At 69.2% G+C, this 17,063-nt stretch carries 18 protein-coding genes; 8 read left to right on the forward strand and 10 right to left on the reverse strand.

Translation table 11 applies throughout. From position 1 onward, the window contains the following. Positions 1-230: 230 nt before the first annotated feature. Entirely contained in the window at positions 231-1,466 is a 1,236-nt protein-coding gene (locus tag GKE82_RS25075) for an IS256 family transposase (protein ID WP_154735015.1), read from the forward strand. Positions 1,467-1,685: 219 nt separating this feature from the next. On the opposite strand, the gene GKE82_RS25080 is transcribed toward GKE82_RS25075, so the two are convergent. From GKE82_RS25080 to GKE82_RS25100, 5 genes are all read right to left on the reverse strand, one after another. Continuing rightward, positions 1,686-2,291: a hypothetical protein gene (locus GKE82_RS25080; protein ID WP_154735649.1), complete on the reverse strand. Its 606-nt coding sequence runs from the start codon at positions 2,289-2,291 to the stop codon at positions 1,686-1,688. Between the two features lie 304 nt (positions 2,292-2,595). Next, positions 2,596-3,162, reverse strand: coding sequence for a hypothetical protein (locus tag GKE82_RS25085; protein ID WP_154735650.1), 567 nt, complete (start codon positions 3,160-3,162; stop codon positions 2,596-2,598). A gap of 106 nt (positions 3,163-3,268) precedes the next feature. After that, entirely contained in the window at positions 3,269-3,832 is a 564-nt protein-coding gene (locus GKE82_RS25090) for an RNA polymerase sigma factor (protein ID WP_196189462.1), read from the reverse strand. Between the two features lie 386 nt (positions 3,833-4,218). Next, on the reverse strand, positions 4,219-4,431 hold the full coding sequence (locus GKE82_RS25095) for a hypothetical protein (protein ID WP_154735652.1): 213 nt from the start codon (positions 4,429-4,431) through the stop codon (positions 4,219-4,221). 1,072 nt (positions 4,432-5,503) lie between these two features. Then, complete coding sequence (locus GKE82_RS25100) at positions 5,504-6,064, reverse strand: hypothetical protein (protein WP_154735653.1); 561 nt, start codon at positions 6,062-6,064, stop codon at positions 5,504-5,506. A 209-nt stretch (positions 6,065-6,273) separates the two neighbouring features. On the opposite strand from GKE82_RS25100, the gene GKE82_RS25105 reads away from it, so the two are divergent. Next, positions 6,274-7,281, forward strand: coding sequence for a site-specific integrase (locus tag GKE82_RS25105; protein WP_154735654.1), 1,008 nt, complete (start codon positions 6,274-6,276; stop codon positions 7,279-7,281). Between the two features lie 205 nt (positions 7,282-7,486). Here GKE82_RS25105 and GKE82_RS25110 read toward each other — a convergent pair whose 3' ends face one another. Then, positions 7,487-7,633, reverse strand: coding sequence for a hypothetical protein (locus GKE82_RS25110; protein ID WP_154735655.1), 147 nt, complete (start codon positions 7,631-7,633; stop codon positions 7,487-7,489). Positions 7,634-7,936: 303 nt separating this feature from the next. Here GKE82_RS25110 and GKE82_RS25115 point away from each other — a divergent pair, with 303 nt between their 5' ends. Then, positions 7,937-10,102 carry a hypothetical protein gene (locus GKE82_RS25115; RefSeq protein ID WP_154735656.1) on the forward strand — a complete coding sequence of 722 codons (2,166 nt, stop codon included), beginning with the start codon at positions 7,937-7,939 and terminating at the stop codon, positions 10,100-10,102. A gap of 9 nt (positions 10,103-10,111) precedes the next feature. Beyond that, on the forward strand, positions 10,112-10,648 hold the full coding sequence (locus tag GKE82_RS25120) for a hypothetical protein (protein ID WP_154735657.1): 537 nt from the start codon (positions 10,112-10,114) through the stop codon (positions 10,646-10,648). Between the two features lie 53 nt (positions 10,649-10,701). Here the strand turns inward: GKE82_RS25120 and GKE82_RS25125 are convergent, their stop codons facing one another. Then, positions 10,702-11,340 carry a cytochrome c oxidase assembly protein gene (locus tag GKE82_RS25125; RefSeq protein ID WP_154735658.1) on the reverse strand — a complete coding sequence of 213 codons (639 nt, stop codon included), beginning with the start codon at positions 11,338-11,340 and terminating at the stop codon, positions 10,702-10,704. 11 nt (positions 11,341-11,351) lie between these two features. After that, the gene (locus tag GKE82_RS25130) at positions 11,352-11,786 is read right to left on the reverse strand and encodes a hypothetical protein (protein ID WP_154735659.1); all 435 of its coding nucleotides are present in this window, start codon (positions 11,784-11,786) and stop codon (positions 11,352-11,354) included. 92 nt (positions 11,787-11,878) lie between these two features. Between GKE82_RS25130 and GKE82_RS25135 the strand changes: the two genes are divergently transcribed. From GKE82_RS25135 to GKE82_RS31080, 3 genes are all read left to right on the forward strand, one after another. Continuing rightward, on the forward strand, positions 11,879-13,279 hold the full coding sequence (locus GKE82_RS25135; RefSeq protein WP_154735660.1) for a fenitrothion hydrolase: 1,401 nt from the start codon (positions 11,879-11,881) through the stop codon (positions 13,277-13,279). 19 nt (positions 13,280-13,298) lie between these two features. Beyond that, positions 13,299-14,153 (forward strand): M56 family metallopeptidase, encoded by an 855-nt coding sequence (locus GKE82_RS25140; protein ID WP_154735661.1) that lies wholly within the window; start codon positions 13,299-13,301, stop codon positions 14,151-14,153. Between the two features lie 114 nt (positions 14,154-14,267). Further along, positions 14,268-15,011 (forward strand): CPBP family intramembrane glutamic endopeptidase, encoded by a 744-nt coding sequence (locus GKE82_RS31080; protein ID WP_154735662.1) that lies wholly within the window; start codon positions 14,268-14,270, stop codon positions 15,009-15,011. Between the two features lie 3 nt (positions 15,012-15,014). On the opposite strand, the gene GKE82_RS25150 is transcribed toward GKE82_RS31080, so the two are convergent. Both GKE82_RS25150 and GKE82_RS25155 read right to left on the reverse strand, forming a co-directional pair. After that, positions 15,015-15,173, reverse strand: coding sequence for a hypothetical protein (locus GKE82_RS25150; RefSeq protein WP_154735663.1), 159 nt, complete (start codon positions 15,171-15,173; stop codon positions 15,015-15,017). A 7-nt stretch (positions 15,174-15,180) separates the two neighbouring features. Continuing rightward, the gene (locus GKE82_RS25155; RefSeq protein WP_309233840.1) at positions 15,181-16,614 is read right to left on the reverse strand and encodes a fenitrothion hydrolase; all 1,434 of its coding nucleotides are present in this window, start codon (positions 16,612-16,614) and stop codon (positions 15,181-15,183) included. A gap of 52 nt (positions 16,615-16,666) precedes the next feature. Between GKE82_RS25155 and GKE82_RS25160 the strand changes: the two genes are divergently transcribed. Beyond that, positions 16,667-17,059: a BlaI/MecI/CopY family transcriptional regulator gene (locus GKE82_RS25160; protein WP_154735664.1), complete on the forward strand. Its 393-nt coding sequence runs from the start codon at positions 16,667-16,669 to the stop codon at positions 17,057-17,059. The last annotated feature ends 4 nt before the right edge of the window (positions 17,060-17,063 follow it).

Below are 17,063 nucleotides of genomic sequence, written 5' to 3' on the forward strand. Positions count from 1 at the left end.
GTGCCCGGCCCACTTCTCGTAGTAGGTCCAGGCCGAGGCGGGCTCGGCCTGGGTGAGGAACGTCGTGAGAGAGACGCTGAGGACAGCGATCAGGATTACGAGCGTTGAGGCCAGCGTCGGTCACGTCGGTAGAAGTGGTGTAGGAGGACACCGGGTCCGGACGTAGTCCGACCACCGTGGTGTCCATGCTCGTCGGTCCCTTCCACAGGATCGATGAATGGAGCACCACGATGGCCGAGGACCGGATGATGACCCCTGCCGATGTCGTTGCGCGAGCGATGAGCGGCGAGCACGGAGATCTGTTGCGCGACGCGGTCGCGCTGGTCGTGCGTGAGTTGATGGAGGCCGAGGTCGCGCAGCTGACCGGGGCGGGCCGCGGTGAGCGGTCCGAGGACCGCGTCGCGAATCTCAACGGGTACCGCCAGCGGGCGTGGGACACCCGGGTGGGGAGCATCGAGCTGGCGATCCCCAGGACGCGGTCCGGGCCGTCGTACTTCCCGAGCTTCCTGGAGCCTCGGAGCCGGTGTGAGCAGGCGATCGTGAGCGTGGTGATGGAGGCCTACGTCAACGGCGTCAGCACCCGCAAGGTCGATCGGCTGGTGGAGCAGCTGGGGATCGGGGCGATGAGCAAGGACCGCGTCAGCCGGCTCTGTCGTGATCTGGACGAGCTGGTGGCCGAGTTCCGTGAGCGCGAGCTCACGGACGCCTATCCGTACCTGTGGCTGGATGCCAAGCACGTCAAGGTCCGCGAGCGCGGCCGGGTTGTCTCGAAGGCGCTGGTGGTCGCCTACGCGGTCAATCAGGACGGGGTGCGGGAGGTGATCGGCCTGGATATCGGCCAGGTCGAGTCGGGCCCGTTCTGGGTGGCGTTCCTGCGCTCGCTGAAAGCCCGTGGGCTGCACGGGGTGCAGCTCGCGATCAGCGACCACCACGAAGGCCTGAAGGCGGCGATCGCGCAGGTCCTGGACGCGCCGTGGCAGCGCTGCACCGTGCACTTCGTCCGCAACATGCACGGCCACTGCCGCCGCAACGAGCGCGGCCTGATCAGCGCTGGCCTGCGCGAGGTCTTCCAGGCCGCCGACGGCACCGAGGCGCGCCGCCGCGTCGGCGAACTGCTCGATCGCCTCGCACCGGTCGCTCCGAAGGTCTGCGAGCTGCTCGATGCTGCCGAAGAGGACCTCCTGGCGTTCTACGCGTTCCCGAAAGCGCACTGGAGCAAGCTGCGCTCGACCAACCCGCTGGAACGGGTCAACAAGGAGATCGGCAGGCGTTCGGATGTCGTCGGGATCTTCCCCAACGACGCGTCCGCGATCCGGCTCTGCGGCGCCGTCCTGATCGAGCAGAACGACGAGTGGCTGACCTGCCGGCGCTACCTCTCCGAAGAGTCGATGGCGGTCGTCCTGGCGGGCCCCATCGAGGACGCCGACGAGGTCCACGACCTGGAGGTCGCGAGCCTTGCGGCCTGACCCCCTCCGCTGGAGGCTGCACGCGTTGGGGGTCTCGCCTCGGCTCGCCCTCCGGGCTCACCTCAGCGACACCCCCAACGCGATCCGAGAGGAGAAGAGCCCCCTCCACACGGCCTGACACGCCGCGATGTACCCGACGAGCGAGCTACACCACAACACGCGACTTGACTCCAGCGTCCGTCGGTCGGCGACGGCAGGAGAGTGATCGATCGTCATGGGTCAGCCTCCGTGGAACTTGGTGACGGTCGGTTCGCCGGCGCGCGTGAAGCGAGCTGTGGCGGGCGCGGCGTCGAGATCGGCCGCGGCGATGTTCTGCGCGACGGGGATGTCTACGGACTTCCCGGTCGTGAGCGTGACGCTCACGTTCTGGACGCCATCGGGTACCAGAGCGGCCAGACGTACCTCACCGGCTTTCGCGGTGCCCGGTGCGGGCCGCGAGAACTGGAAGAACCCGTTGGCTTGGGCGTCCGCGATGCGACCGCACGCGCCCGTGGCGTAGTTGCCGTCGGCATGGGTCGTCTGGACGCAGACGGTGTCCGTGGTCGCTGCGACGGCGAAGCGGTCGCCGTTGAGCGCGTTCACAGTGTGAACAGGCGCGGTCGCGATGCCCGGAGCAACACGGTCTGACTGGGCGAACGCGCCCGTCGCCGAAGCGTCGGGCAGCGAGCGCAGGACCCCGAACGACTCGGACGACTGCGTGGTGTCACCTGCGGCGGTGGCGGCATTCGTGCCGCCACCGGAGAACGCCAGCGCGCAGAGCGCGGCGAGCACGCCGACCAGAAGCGCGAACGCGCCGATGGCCAGGCGAGGATGGCCTGTTTCCAAGGGGAACTCCTTATGTGCGGTGCACGCTCGAGTCCCCTCCCTGGGGCTGTCGATCGTGCACGTATTGCGGCCGACCGCGGGTGCGGTCGATGCCCTTATCCACGACCGAACCTAGTGCGGCGTCGACTGCAGCGTCAACCCAGGTCGCGAAAAACCGCTATGAACCGACGGGGCGGCGCTCAGCCCCTATGGTCCGGAAGCCCTTATCCAACCTCCGGATCAATGTTCACTGTGCTGAGCGCCGCCTTCTTATTCGTCGGCGGGCAGCCGGAACGTGCGGCTGTACGTTGAGGGTCTCGAGCGGTTACAGGCGCACACTGCGCTGGGCCCCGTCTCGGTCCTGGAAGGTGACCCGCTCGGGAAGGGCGGGGAGCGTTGCGAAGACCCCGTTGTCGGTGACCTCGGCGGCCTGGCGGTCCCCGTTGGCGAGCACGAAGGTCACGGCGGTGACTCCGTCGGGGATGAGGGCGGCGACTTCGGCCTGGCTGGTCCCTCGGTCCTGGCCGAGCGTGTAGACGCCGGTGTCGAGGGCTTGGGCGGTCCGGACGCAGGCGCCTCGATCGGCGGCGGTGGTGTTGAGCTGGGCCGCGATGCAGATGCGCTCGTCGTCGGCGCCGACCCAGACGACGCCGACGGGGACGGCCAGTCGTTGGATGCTGGCGTCCTTGAGGGCGAGGCGTCCGAGGCGTTCCGGCGTGAGCAGGTTGCCGGGCTCGCTGGCCTCTGATGCGGTTCCGAAGACGGCGAACTGCGAGCGCAGGAGGGTCTCGCCGGACCGCACATTGTTGGCGGTTGCGGTCGGGTCACTGCCGGCGCCGATGAAGAACGCGATCGACGCGGCCAGGCAGGCGGCGGCGGTTGCGGTCGCCATCGCGGCCCGCGGCATGGCCCAGCGCCGGGGAGTCGTCGGCGTTGTGCGCGGGGTGGCCGCGCGCGCGGCTGCGACGAGGTCGCAGCGAAGCTGCGGAAGGTAGTTCTCAGACATGGTGGCCTCCGGTCTTCATTTCGCGGCGTAGGGCCGAGAGGGCCCGGCTAACGCGCTTGCGCACGACGTTGGAAGAGCAGTCGAGTTCGGTCGCGAGCTCGTCGTAGGAGCGGTCCTCGAGGATGTGCGCGACGATCGCCGCGCGCTGCTCACTGGGGAGGTGGCGCAGCAGGCGAAGGGCGATCGCTCCGTCGTCTTGCGCGATAAGTTGTTCGAGACGATCGACTGTCTCGTCGTGGATCTCGAGCGGACGCATGGCCAGGCGCTGGCGGAGGTCGTTCTGCACGCGCGCAGCGCGATAGCTGTCGGCCAAGACGTTGCGGGCGATCTGGAACAGCCACGCGGCTGGCGGCGCCCCGGTGTAGCGAAAGTCCGCCGCTCCAGCGAGTGCGCCAGCGAACACTTCCGCGGTGAGGTCAGCGGCGACCTCCGGGTCACGGGTGCGCCGCAGCATGAAGACGAGCACGGCTTCCTCGTAGCGGTCGTAGAACCGCCCGAAGGCTTCCGGGTCCGTTGCGGTCTCAGCCAAGAGACGTGCGTCGTCGTGCACGAGCATCACCACTACCATCGAGCGGACCACAGCCGCGTGACCGCTCTTGGCGCGTCGCCGCTGATGGGCTCCGGGCTTTCAGCCCGGGCACCGTCTCGTGGCTGTTGGGTCAGAGGCGCATGGGACGATGGCGCGATGGGTGAGCGCGTAGGTTCAGTGATCGCGGCCGCCGCGAGCCCCCCGTCCGGCGCTCCGTCGGAGCCGGCTGAGTGGCTGGGGTTGACGTTGGGCGGGTGGTCGGAGGTGTTCCAGATCGTCGGCGTGCTGTTCTCGGTGGTCGTCGTTCTCGTCGCGGTCTTGTCGGTGCGCACGGCGTTCGCGCAGCGCAACATCGCTCAGCAGGCGTTGGAGACCGCCTCGTTGATCCGTTTGGCGTCGGTTCCGCGTGGGCTCTACGTCGAGGAGGTCGCGCGCGAGTACGCGAAGATCGGGACGCCGCAGGACGCCGCCACGATCTCCGCCGGCATGCACCACACGGAATCGGGCCGGGTGGCAGCCGCGATGGCTCCGGTGCGAAACGTCGGCAACGGCGTGTGCGTGATCGTCGACGTCCAGTTCACGCCGACCCCGTACGGGAAGCCACCGCTGTCGAGCGTCAAGGGCACCGCGGGGAGCGTGGTAACGCGCCGATCGCGGCCTCAGGGTCTGGAATCTTCCCGGACTCCTCACTCGGCGACTGGCGCTCATACGCAGATCACGTGGCCGTGCTCACGGCCGTCTCGCAGCGCGAATTGCCTGCTACCCCGCAGCCCGACCTGCCTCAGGATGAGGGTCCCATCGGCCGAAGTCTTACCTTCAGAGTGGATCGGCTCCTTTGGAGCGCAACCGGAGCCCCGGAAGTACCAGAGCGTTGGTCCACCATCGCAGCGGGCTGGGTCAAACAGAACGGTCGCAAGGTTCCGCTCCGGTTCGAGGACAGCCAGCGAGTCGAGGTAGGTGACACGATCGTCGCTCCGATCGTTGCCTACGAGAATCGGTATTTTTGGGGTCCGTTGAGCCAAGCGAGCCAATTCCACGTTCTCGAAGGTCGGATCGCCGATCCCGGAGCTGACGGGCGCGACGATGCGCTGGCAAGGTCACTCGCTGGAAAGCCGGTCGGCGAACTGAGCGCGCTTATGGAGGCGCAGGCTCCGTCGCCTCCAGTAGTCCCGTATCTGGATCAGCGCCCGCTCCGCCGGGTAGAGTCTGTGTATGGCTAGCCGACGCTAATGTCTCGGCATCGGCCACACGCGGTACCCGACCAAGGACACACCACGGGCCTCCTCCATCAAGCAGCGGAGCGCGACTCCGGGTGCGTGAGCGCTGCTCTCGATGCGATCCGCCAAGCCTTCCCTAATCTGTGGTCGGGTCGCTTCAGCTGCCAGGGCACCCGCAGGATAGGCCGCGGCCTGAAGGCTGCAGAGCTCGCCGGCGTACAACTGTTGCGTGTCCGCGAAGGGCGGATGTAACGACGGGCAGCCGCAGGTCTAAGGCGTCATAACGACCATTATCGAGCGGTGTTATGAAGCCGCCTCGGTCGTCGCCCGCCAGGAATCGCAGGCGTTCATGCCATTGCGACGCTTCGGGTCGCCATCGCGACGACAACGGTCAGCTCGCGCGACGACAAGGGGCAACTCGATGCGACGAATCCATCGCGCGTGCCGGTAGCCGCTCGGACCGCTAGTCAGCGTGGACGGGCTAGTCGGGCTTCGAGTCAGGCGCCACCTCGCGGCGGAGCGGATTCTCGATAACAGCGGTCTTCAGGCGCGCAAGTTCCTCGGCCGCCTTGTCGCGCTCGATCAACAGGCGGTCGCGCTCACCGGCAACGGCTTCGGCGCGGCCCCGGAGCTCGGCGCTCGTGTGGCGCTCGCCGGACAGAGCGCCTTCGAGCTCGTTGACCCGGAGCGCGGCGGCGTCGCGCTCCGTTGTCGTCGATGCGGATATGTTCTCTGCGGCGAGCGTTGCCGCGCGCGCTGCGTCGGCATCAGCGCGCGCCGACGCCGCCTCGCCCTTCAAGTCACTGATCTGCCTGCGCATTTCATCGAGTGCTGTCCGCTGGTCTGCGAGATCAGCGGCCAGCCGTTCGGCGTGGCCTTCGGCCGCTGCGCGTAGGGCTCGCTGCTCGGCCACGTCGTCTCTGAGCGATGCTGCTTCGGAGATCTCATCAACGAGCTTCTGCTCTCGCGAGGGTTCGCCCGGTATCGGCGTGGAACGACCCCGGCCACCGCTCTTGCCAAGCTCACCGTCGCCGGCGACCACGCTGAGGTCGATTGGGGCGGGACCGGCGATCCCGACACTTTGGAGGACCTCACGGGCCGCGACGCGGCCGCCTGGCTTGCGCGCGCCAGAGCCCTCGGGTCCTGCTGCGCGGTGTATCGCCCCGGCGCTACTGCGTACGGTCAGACGATGGCGCAGGTATACGCCGGATCGCTCTGGAGTGCGGTCGACCTCGAGACCAAGCGCCAGCGATGAGCGGCCTCCAACGCCGAGCAGAGAACGCGGCGCTGCTGGCTCCTATCGCTGGTGTTTCTTCCGATCTCAGCGAAGCGCTCCGCCTGGAACTCGCCGACTTGGCCGACGCCGCGCGCAAGTATCAGGCGGCGTCCATCAGCTCGAACACGATCCGCGCCTATAACAGCGACTGGGAGCAGTTCGCCACGTGGACGGCTCGCTTCGGCCTCGACCCGCTTCCTGCCGCTCCAGCCGTGGTCGCGTTGCACCTAACCGCGCTCGCGCGCAGCGGCCGGAGCGTCAACACCGTACGGCGCCGCGCCGCCGCGATCGCTCGGGCGCACCGGCAAGGTGGCCACGCGACCCCCACGGCAGACCCCGATGTTCTGACGGTCCTCGAGGGAATCGCTCGGCAACACGGTGCGCCAGCCAAGAAGAAGACCGCGCTCCTACGTCATCCGTTGCTCGAAATCGTCTCGGGGATCGACGTCTCGACGCCCGCAGGACTCCGCGACCGGGCACTGCTGCTCGTCGGATTCGCGCTCGGATTGCGGCGAACAGAACTTGTCTCTCTCCTCGCCGAGGACCTCAGTTCCTCCCCGGACGGCCTCTTCGTTCAGCTCCCGCGCTCCAAGACCGACCAGGCCGGCCATGGAGCAACTCTTCTCCTGGCGTATGCCGACAGTGGGAACCCGTGCCCGGTAGAGGCGCTCCGCGCGTGGATCGCGCACGCCAAGATCGTCCGTGGCCCAATCTTCCGTCGGCTAAGCAAGTCTGGCACCGTGCTCGGCCCGCTCGGGGACCGGTCCGTCGCACTGATCCTGAAGCGCCGGGCGGGAGCTGTCGGGAAAGAACCCCGCGAGTTCGCCGGACACTCGCTTCGTTCTGGCTACGCGACGCAGGCCGCGCGCGACGGCCACCGCACGGACGTGATCGCCGCGACGACGCGACACGCTGATCAACGGACCCTCGCCGAGTACATCCACGCGGGCGAAGGGAAGGCCGGAACCGCAACCGTCCTGTAGGCGCCGGCGGTTACTCCTGACCGACTCTGAGTTCAGATAGCCCCGCGGCCCGCGCTGCCGCCCTCGTGGGACAGCGCAAGGTGCGTCCTATCTCGGAGGTTGCCGAGTACGTCGACGGACGCTAGTTACTGCGGCCGTCGCTCGGGGAGCCGGCCAGCACCCGGACCGGCCCCTCCTCTGGTGGGTCGTCCTGATGGCTCTGTCGTCACTCGCCCGATACGAGCCGGCCCAATGAGCCGAAGCGCTCGACGTCGACCGTTCGCCAGTGGCCGTCGAACTCGAGCAGGCTCTCGCGACCGCTTTGTGCGGCGTCGTCCGCGGCGGCTAGGGCTTCGTTGAGCGCGGCGTTCATGCGCGCACGCGGGAGCCCGTTGGGAGACGTCAGCGCCTCTGCGATCAGGTCGGGAGGCGCAGTTCTCATGCTCACTCCCTTTCGGGTCTGGGAACCGCCCGGGTGTCGGTCCGATCCCAACCACCCGCACGCCCAGAGGGAGTGCCACAGTGGGAAGGGTCGGACCGCCCACCCGGGCTCAGAGCTCCTCCATCGTGCGTACCGACGGGTCGGGTGCGCCCGGAACCGAACCCTGGGCGTGCCTGGGCGCCTGTTGGGAGAAGACGGGAGCGCGGGGTCCGAGAGCGTTCTTACTCTGCGTCGGTGCCCTCTCCCGATCCGCCCGACGATCCGCTCGCCGGACTCCCGACGAACTTCGTTCTCGGGATGGAGCGCGCGATGCGTCTGCTCGAGGAGATCGCTGCCGGCAAGGACGTCGTCGTGGCGATCGCCGAGCGCCGCCGGGCCCTGGACGAGTTGCTCGACGGTGTCGACACCGTGCACGCGCTAGGCGCGCTCATCCGCAGCGAGGTGGCCCTTGATCCCGAGTCCTACTCGGAGAGCGAAACGCCAGGCTCGTCGTACGTGGTGGAGATGACGGCTGCGGCGCTCCTTGCGCGCTCGGCGCGCGCGCCCAACGGCGCAAGGGTCCTGGACGGCGCGTTCACGACGCAGGTTCGCGAGGTCACCGGCGACGCATGTTTCCTCGAGTCGCTGCGCCGTGCGCTCGGCGCGGGATCACCGGTCAGCGGAGTATCGGCCGCCCGCGGCCGGGCCGCAGCGCAAGACCTGATGCTGCGCGCCCCTGGCTGGGTCTGGCAAGAGCACGAGACCCTTCGTGGCCTGTTCGGTGAGGAGCGGTTCGAGGCCCGTCTGCGCGCAGAGGTCGGTCTGGGCGTGGACGAGGCGATCGCGTGCGCGGATGGTTGGGTTGTCGAGGCCGGCGGGTGGGCAGCCGATCGTCTCGCGAACGCGCTGGCAGACGATCGAGCGTTCGGCCCCGGCCACCCGGTGTATGACTGGGCCGACTCCCACGTCGGAGGCCCGTGGCGTGACCAGCCGATCGAGCAGCAGGCGCAGTTCCTGCCGATGGTCTGGGCGTGGTCGACCGAAGGCGAAGCGTTGGTGCTCACGCCGGAGCGGCTCGCCAGCGCCTCCGGCGTGAGCGTCGAGCACGCGCGCTGCTACTTGGAGGCGCTCTCGTTGAAGCTCGGCGAGGCGACGGACATCGACTGGTTTCAGGCCACCGACATGGTGCGGTGGAAGCCGTTCATCGATCTGGGTGGTGGCGAGTACATGCCGACGGTTCCCGGCAACGATCTCTGGGCCCTGCGGTCGTTGTTCGAATCGGTAGTGAAGGGGAAGTCGTACGCCAAGCACCGCGGGAGCTGGCTCGAGCAGCGTGCAGCAGGGCTCCTCGCGGGAGTCTTGCGCCCGACGCAGGATGTGCGGAACGCCTACATCGTGGATGCCACGGGCAGCAGGATCGGCGAGGTCGACGCGATCCTGCAGCTCGACGACACGGTCATCTGTGTCGAGGCCAAGAGCGCGACGATGAGGCCGTCTGCCCGCCGCGGCGGCGACGCCCTGCGCGGCTTCCTTGCCGAGAACTTCACGAAGGCCGTCGAGCAGTCGGCGCGTGCTCGGGCGGCCGTCCTGGACGGGCGACTCGTCGACGAGGCCGGACGGCCGATCGCGCTCGCCGGTCATGTTCGGGAGGTCCATACCGTCGCGGTGACGTTGGACGACCTCTCGGCGGTGGCTCCCGTCGTGTGGCAACTCGAGGGAACGGAGCTGCTCGCCGCGGGCAGCGCGCCTCCGTGGGTCCTGACGCTTCACGAGCTCGAGCAGGTCTGCGCGACGACCGAGTGGCCGGCGCAGCTCATCCTGTTCCTGCGCCGCCGCGCGCGACTGAACGAGCTCGCCCGTCATCTCGCCTCGGACGAGCTCGACTGGTGGATGCACTTCCTGAATCGTGGCCTGTACTTCGAGGACGAAGACGCGGCGGCCCGCGTCCGGTTCGCATCGCTGACCGGTCCGTTGGACGCGTGGATGCTCTACGAGCGCGGCTTGCGGGAGACCCCGGCCCCGAAGTCGCGAATGCCGTTGGACGATCGTTCTCGCGCGGCGCTCACCCGGCTGGACGCGCGGCGCCCGGACGGGTGGATGTTGGCGAGCGTGGCGCTGATGAGCGGCGCCGGGACGGCCATGGCCGATATTTGGGATGCGATCGAGGAGGCGGTCCCCCGCGCCCAGTCGCGTCAGAAAGTCCAACGCCTGCGCTTTGAGTTCCAGGACCACCCGTGGCCGATCGTGCTCGTGGCGATGGTCGTCCCGGACCAGGGCCGATACGAGCTCGGCGCGCACCTGGACGACGCGCTGGCGCAGCGAGTCGCCGAGTCGCCAGACGTCGACGTCGTGGTGTTGGGGTTCCTGCACGACACCACGGTGCGCTCGATCCGGGTGGCGCGCGCCCAAACCACCGACTAGGGAGCCCCGATGGACCGGTACATCGTCGACGATCACGACTGGGAGACTCGGGAGGTCTACGCAAAGTTCGGTCTCGCCGCTTACCTCGCGCAGACGCTCGAGACAGCGGTTGTCAACGTCCTGTTGATCGCGAGAGCGGACCGCCACCGGCACAGGCGGCCGTTCGACGTCGATGACGTCTTCTCCAAGCTGTTCCGCCAACCGCTCGGCACAAATGTCGGCTCCGTCAGAGACCTGATCGGTGACGATTTCGAGCACGCGGAAGTCCTGCTCGAAGCAGTCCAGCGTCGCAACGACCTCATCCACCACTTCTGGCGGCGCCGGATCCTGAAGATGGGCACGACCACGGGCCGGGAAGAGCTCGTCTCTGAGCTGGAAGAGCTGATCGGCTTCTTCCACGATGTGGACGGCCGACTCCAAGGGCACGTTCGGGCGAAGCTGGAGGAGCGTGGTATCGACGAGCCGACATTGATGGGGATGTACGCCGAGTTCGAGGCCGCCTCGAGGGGTGAGCGACCCGTCGACCCGGAGTGGACGAGCTACTGAATCGTCGGGGTATCGAGACCCTGATCGAGGGACGCCGTCGACTGCGCTCCGGCCTAGTCCGCCGGCGCGGACCAGTCCGCGTGCTCTTCTGCCTCGTCGCTCTCCCGCAGCGCCCGAAAGAACAGCGTGGCCACCTCGATCGCCAACAGCGGCTCCGCGACGACCAGGATGATGGCGCCGGCGGCCGCCTGATCAGACTGCGGATCCAGGCCGAACGCGCGGTCACCGACGGGTGCGTCGTAGACCAGTTCGGGGATCCAGGCGAGCCACATCCCGAGCGCACCGACCCCCAGCTCGGCGAGAGCGACGAGGCCGACGGCTGCCATCCCTCGGACCGACCGGCTGCCGGCGACCGGGACGATGAGCAGCAGGCCTGCGGCGATCAGTCCTCCGTGGACGAGGAGTCCGACAGCGGCGTTGCGAACGTCCAGCTCGAAGGTCGGAGGCGTGTGAAGTGCGTAGATGGCAAGCGTCCCGGCGAGCACGAGCCCGACGCCGCTGGCTGCGCCGAGCTGTGACCCCGACGTGATGACCGGAGCGACCCGCACCAGTGCGGGCGGGACGAAGATCATGAGGATGACGTGCTGCAGGACGTGCGGAGCGACCGATTGGGTGACGGGCGCAAGTCCCAGCACTAGACCGGCGATCAGCGCCACCCACCAGAGCGCCCGTCCGGAAGCGATGTTGCGCATGTCGTCGGCCCTCAGCGTGAGGGCTCGGGCCGGGCCTGGACCTGGATCTCGGCGAGTTGCTCGGCGGCCCCCTCCAGCTCGAGCGCGAAGCTCCCGCGCTGCGTCGCGTCGAACCTCATGAGACCGGACTGTCCTGGCCCGATGGGCGCGCTCAGGTCGTACCCGTCCAGATGCGCGACCTCGTCCCGATCGCCGTCGATCTTCAGCACGACTCGATCGCCTTCGACTACGCGAATGCGCTTGGAGCCGCCGACTAGCCGATATCCCCGGACCACGAGGACCGCTCTCCGCGTCGCGACGCGGGACTCTTCGGCGTCGCCAACGACATGTCTCTCGGCCCGCGCCGCCGCGCGCTCCGATGGAGGCACGAGAATCGCGTAGCCCCCGATGATGAGTGCCAGCCCACCGAGGATGGCGATGAGTCGGATGTCCGGCGACGACCTCACGGCTAATTCCTACGATACGTAGTAGATAATCGGGATGTCGCGCCAACGCCGCCCGTCACGTGATCAACGACACTGCATAGTAGATTTGCCCGGTGACCGTCAGACGCGTCGGCGCGGCAGTGACGCTCGTTCTCGGGCTCGCGCTCGTCCTCCCCGGAACCGCCTCCGCCCACGGCCTCGTCGGCCGGCTCGACCTGCCCGTACCCCAGTGGCTGTTCGCATGGACCGCAGCGGTCGTGCTCGTGGTCTCGTTCATCGGCCTCTCGATCGGCTGGAGCGAGCCACGCCTCGAGCGGGAACGCCCGGCCGGCACGAAGGGCGTGACGTTGCCGACTTGGCCGGCCGCGACGGTCGGCGTGCTTGGCATTGCCGTCTTCGTCCTCGTCGTCGTCGCCGGCCTGTTCGGCGAGCAGGATCCGGGGCGCAACATCGCGCCGACCCTTGTCTACGTCGCCTTCTGGGTCGCCGTGCCGCTGCTCTCGTTGCTCCTGGGCGACGTGTTCCGCGTCATCAACCCGTGGCGGACGACCGCCAAGGCGCTGGGGTTCCCGGAGTCCCGACCGGATCGCCCGTATCCAGTCCGCGCCGGGCGTCTCCCGGCTGCCGCGACGATCGTGCTCTTCGCCTGGGTGGAGCTGGTGGCGCCGTTCGGCGACGAGCCACGCGTCATCGCGGTGCTCGCGATCGGGTACTTCGCGGCGCAGCTCTGGGGCATGCGCCGCTACGGGATCGCGACGTGGTCGAACCAGGCGGACGGGTTCGCCGTGGCGTTCTCGCTCATCGCCGCGATGGCACCACTGCGCTGGGAAGGCCGACGGGTGACCACGCAACCCCTGCTCGCGGGGCTCGCGGCGGTTGCGACGCCGCGCGGGACGCTCGCGGTGCTCTGCGTGATGATCGGGACGACGAGCTTCGACGGGGCGTCGCAGGGCGGCCTGTGGACCAGCTTCGCCCCCGACCTCGGCTCGTCGATCGGTGACCTCGGCCTCGGCGCCGAGACGGGGCGGGCCAGCGTGGACACGCTCGGGATCGCGCTCTGCATCGCCCTGATCATCGGGCTGTACCGCGTCGCGATCTCCGGGATGGCGTCAATCCGCCCCGGCATCGACCGCGCGAAGCTGGCGGAGCGCTTCGCGCACAGCCTCGTCCCGATCGCGCTCGCCTACCTCCTGGCCCACTACTTCAGCCTTCTGGTCTTCCAGGGTCAGGCGCTGGGCTTCATGGTCTCGGACCCGCTGACCAACGGATCGGACTACTTCGGCACGGCGACGGCGGGCATCGACCTGAACGCGGTTTCCACCTCGGTCGTCTGGTACGTGCAGGTCGGAGCCCTGCTCCTCGGTCACGTCGCCGGTCTGGTCCTCGCCCACGACCGTTCGCTGGTGATCTTCCGCAGCCACAAGGACGCCGTCCGCTCCCAGTATTGGATGCTCGCCGTGATGGTCGGGTACACGTGTCTGGGCCTCTGGCTGCTGTCCGCGGTCGGCACCTAGACCCCGTACAGTTCGGGGTGTGCGTGGCTCGCGCGTCCTCCTCCGTCCCGGCGCCGCCGCGGTCCTGCTCCTCGCTTCGTTCTGCGCGGCGGTCGCGTTCGCGCTCGACGCCGTCGCGTTCCACCATCCGTCGACGGCGGTACGCATCCTGGCCGCGGCGCTGGCCACCGCGGGCGGCGTCGTGCTGATCCGCGCCGGCCGCGAACTGGTCCGTTGCACCCGCGAGGCCCACGCGCTGTTGCGCGCCATGGAACGCGGGTCGCAGCCTGAGGTCGTCGGCGGTCACCAGGTGCGCCTGATCGAGGACGACCGGCCGTTCGTCGGATGCGTCGGCGTGCTCCGCCCCAAGGTCCTCCTCTCGACCGGGACGATCAGTGCGCTCACCGCGCAGGAACTCGCGGCGGTCCTCGAGCACGAGCGCCATCACGCCCGACGCCGCGACCCCGCGCGCGCAATGCTCGCCCGCGCGCTCGTCGAGGGCTTCGCCGTCGGCAGCGCCCGCCGCCTCGCCGACGCCTGCGAGGTCCGCCGGGAGCTCGCCGCGGACCGTGCTGCGCTCCTAACCGCGAGCCCCCAGGACCTTGCCGGCGCCCTTCTGGAAGGCGAGACATGGCCGGGCGGCGGCGTGCACGAGGCACGCGTGGACGGGCTGCTGGGACGGCGCCGACGCGCGCTCCCGGCGTCCGAGCTCCTGCGGATCGCGATCGCGGTGGTGAGCCTCGTCGCAGCGTCCGTGCTGATCACTACGAGCACGGCGTGCGCGCCCGGGATCTCCTGCGACGGCCACCTCCACCCGACCGTGATCGCCGGCGTCGCCGGCGCGATCGGCGTGGTCGCACTTTGGCCGCGACGGCGCCGTATCAGCTCGAGCTGATCTCCTACTCACCGTAGTAGTACGCTGGTCCTGGTGAACCGGGACTCGTGGCCTTCGTGGTGGTGCGTCATCGCACCCCTCGCGACCTTTGCCTTCGCCGGCGCGGGAGGCGCGGTGATCGTCGTAGCGACCGGCGCGAGCGAGCCTGGCGGCGAGCTCTCCGCGAACGGTGTGCTCCTCGCCACCCTGTGGCAGGACCTGCTGTTCATCGCCGTACCGCTGCTGCTCGCCCTCTCGCTGCGGCACGTCCCACCGCGCGCAGCGGACTTCGGCCTGGTCCGCATCACCGGACGGCGACTCGCCGCGGCGGTCGCCCTGGGCGCGGCGGTGTTCTACGGCGCAAGCTGGGTGTACGGCCTGCTCATCAGCGACGGTGGCAGCCAGGACACGCTGGAGCGTCTCGGAGCGGAGCGCGGTGGCGCCGGCCTGGTGGCCGCGGCGGTCATGGTGGTCGTGATCGCGCCGGTCGTGGAGGAGTTCTTCTTCCGCGGCTTCGTCTACCGGGCTGCTCGCAACGGCCTCGGTCCCGCCGGTGCGGCGCTCTTCGTCGGTGTCCTGTTCGGCGCCGTCCATCTCGGCGACCCGGACGTGCTTCCGCTGATCCCGCTGCTCGCCCTGCTCGGCGCGCTGATGTGCGTGCTGTACGAGCGGACCGGGTCGCTCGCCGCCCCGATCGCACTACATGTCGTGAACAACATGCTGGCCTTCAGCTTCGCGGCCGATCTCGACGCCCCCGAGGCGGTCGGGCTCCCACTGGGGGCGCTCACCTTGCTGACCGTCTGGCTGGTGGCCACGAAGGGAGTCCGGAGCTCGCCTCGGGAGGGCGAGGGTCCGATCCCGGCGAGCGCCCGGGTCTGACGCTCAGTCCAGCTTCAGGAGGTCGTCGTCGTCCTCGTCCCAGTCGCGGGCCTCATCGTCCAGGTCGCGCCGACGCGTGACGCCGAGCGCGCCGACGAGGATGACGACAGGTGCGAGGTAGATCAGCGACGCGAGCCAGTTGCCGACGTGGGCGAGGACCATGGGCGCTTCAGCCCTTCGCAGCTTCGGAGAGCAGCCAGAGCGCGAGGATCGTGAACCCGACCATCACGACGAGCATCCCGATCTGCGAACGGGTCGCACGCCGGACCTCCCGGTAGAGCACGAGCGCGCGATCGTGCGCGACCGCGAGGGCCGCGGCGTGCCCGATCACGACGGAGCCGACCTGGACGTACCAGACCGCCTCGGGGCTGATCCAGCCGTAGTCGATGCCCCAGTTCGCCGTGCCCAGGATGTTCGACCCGTCGCCGCGCGGGTCGCTGGCGAGGAACGCGAGGGCTTGCCCCTGCAGGAGAAGGAGGCTGACGTAGTGGGCGGCGATGTAGGCCGCGCCGATCGGCACCAGGCCATGGACGAAGAGGCGTGCGATCTCTGCCGCGCTCCGGGCGTCACCGGCCGCGCGACGCGTCAGCGCGGAACCGAGGAGGAAGAACCCCGCGACGACCAGCACCGCGCCGACGAGCCCGACGCCGTAGGCGAGTTCGAGCTCGTAGCGCGCGCTCAGCCCCAGTCCACCGAAGAGATCGAGCAGCCACCGCGTCCAGTCCTGCCACGTGGCGCCGCCGCTGAAGCCGTCGAACGAGGTCGAGCCGATGATCACCGCGAGGAGCGCGACCGTTCCGGATCCGACCGGGAGGCTCGCGAGACCGGCGAGAGGCCGGCGGATCCCGATGCGTCGGCCGTCGCGGACCCACGGTGACATGCGGGAGAGCAGGTTGAAGTAGACGCCGAACGCCTCGGCGCGGTCGCACCACTGGCGCACGCCGAAGAGCGACATGCCGACGAGCTGCAATGCGGTGTAGATGCAGGTGGCGGTCGCGACGTTCGTGGGGAGATCGCCGTTGGAGGCGACGAGTTCGAGCCAGGCGAAGGCCAGCAGGCCGGCCGCCGCGGGCCAGTTGCCCAGCCGGTCCGGGTACGTGAGCGGCTCCGGCATCTCCAGGCGTGCGGTGAGCGCGCCGAAGCCGCGACCGATCGCTCTCCAGGGGTTGAAGAGGCGGAAGACGTCCCCGAACACGATGCTCAGCGGTACGAAGCCGAGCCACACGCCGACGTAGACGAAGGTCGGCGCGAGATTCGCCGCCGGCGTCTCCGTCCCGGTCGCGCCCGCCCAGACGACCAGCGCCAGCGCGAGCACGCCGAGGGTGCCGGCGACGACCTCGACACCGCGGCTGGTGATGGCTCGGGCCACCGGCTCCGCCAGCCAGCGCGTGGGCGGCTCCTCGAGGCGCGGTGTCCGCCAGGCGACGGCGAGCAGGACGAACGTCACGATCACCACCACCGCCGCGCCGAAGCCGAACAGCCACTCCGGGATCGGAAGGTCGGCCCGGATCACGAGACCGTGGGCCGCCGACGAGGCGGGCAGCAGGAGGAGCAGCACGACCGCGAGCAAGGCGGGGACGCGCAGACGAGAGCGGACGAGCACCCGTCAATACTACGCAGCGTAGTGTTTCCTGGCGGCGCGGTAGACTCCGCGCGTGTCCCAGGAGCGACTCCCCGAACTGCACGAGCTCGAGCGCGAGGTCATGGCCGAGATCTGGTCCCGCGGGGAGTCCACCGTGCGCGACGTCCTCGACGGGCTGAACGCCCGCGCGGAGAAGACCCGCGCCTACACGACCGTGATGACCGTCATGAGCCGACTCGCGGAGAAGGAACTGCTCGTCCGTCGTCGTTCGGGCAAGACCGACCACTACTCGGCCGCCATGTCGCAGGACGACTACGAGGAGCGCCGCGCCGCGGGCGAGGTCGCCGATCTCGTGGACGCCTACGGCGACACGGTCCTGGTGCATTTCGCGCGCTCGATCCAGCAGCTGGACCCCGAGCGGCGCAAGGAGCTGCGCCGGCTCGCAGGCAAGAAGCCCAGCGCCTGACGGC

Origin of the sequence: Conexibacter sp. W3-3-2, from assembly GCF_009707605.1 — a bacterium.
Taxonomy (GTDB): Bacteria; Actinomycetota; Thermoleophilia; order Solirubrobacterales; family Solirubrobacteraceae; genus Paraconexibacter; species Paraconexibacter algicola.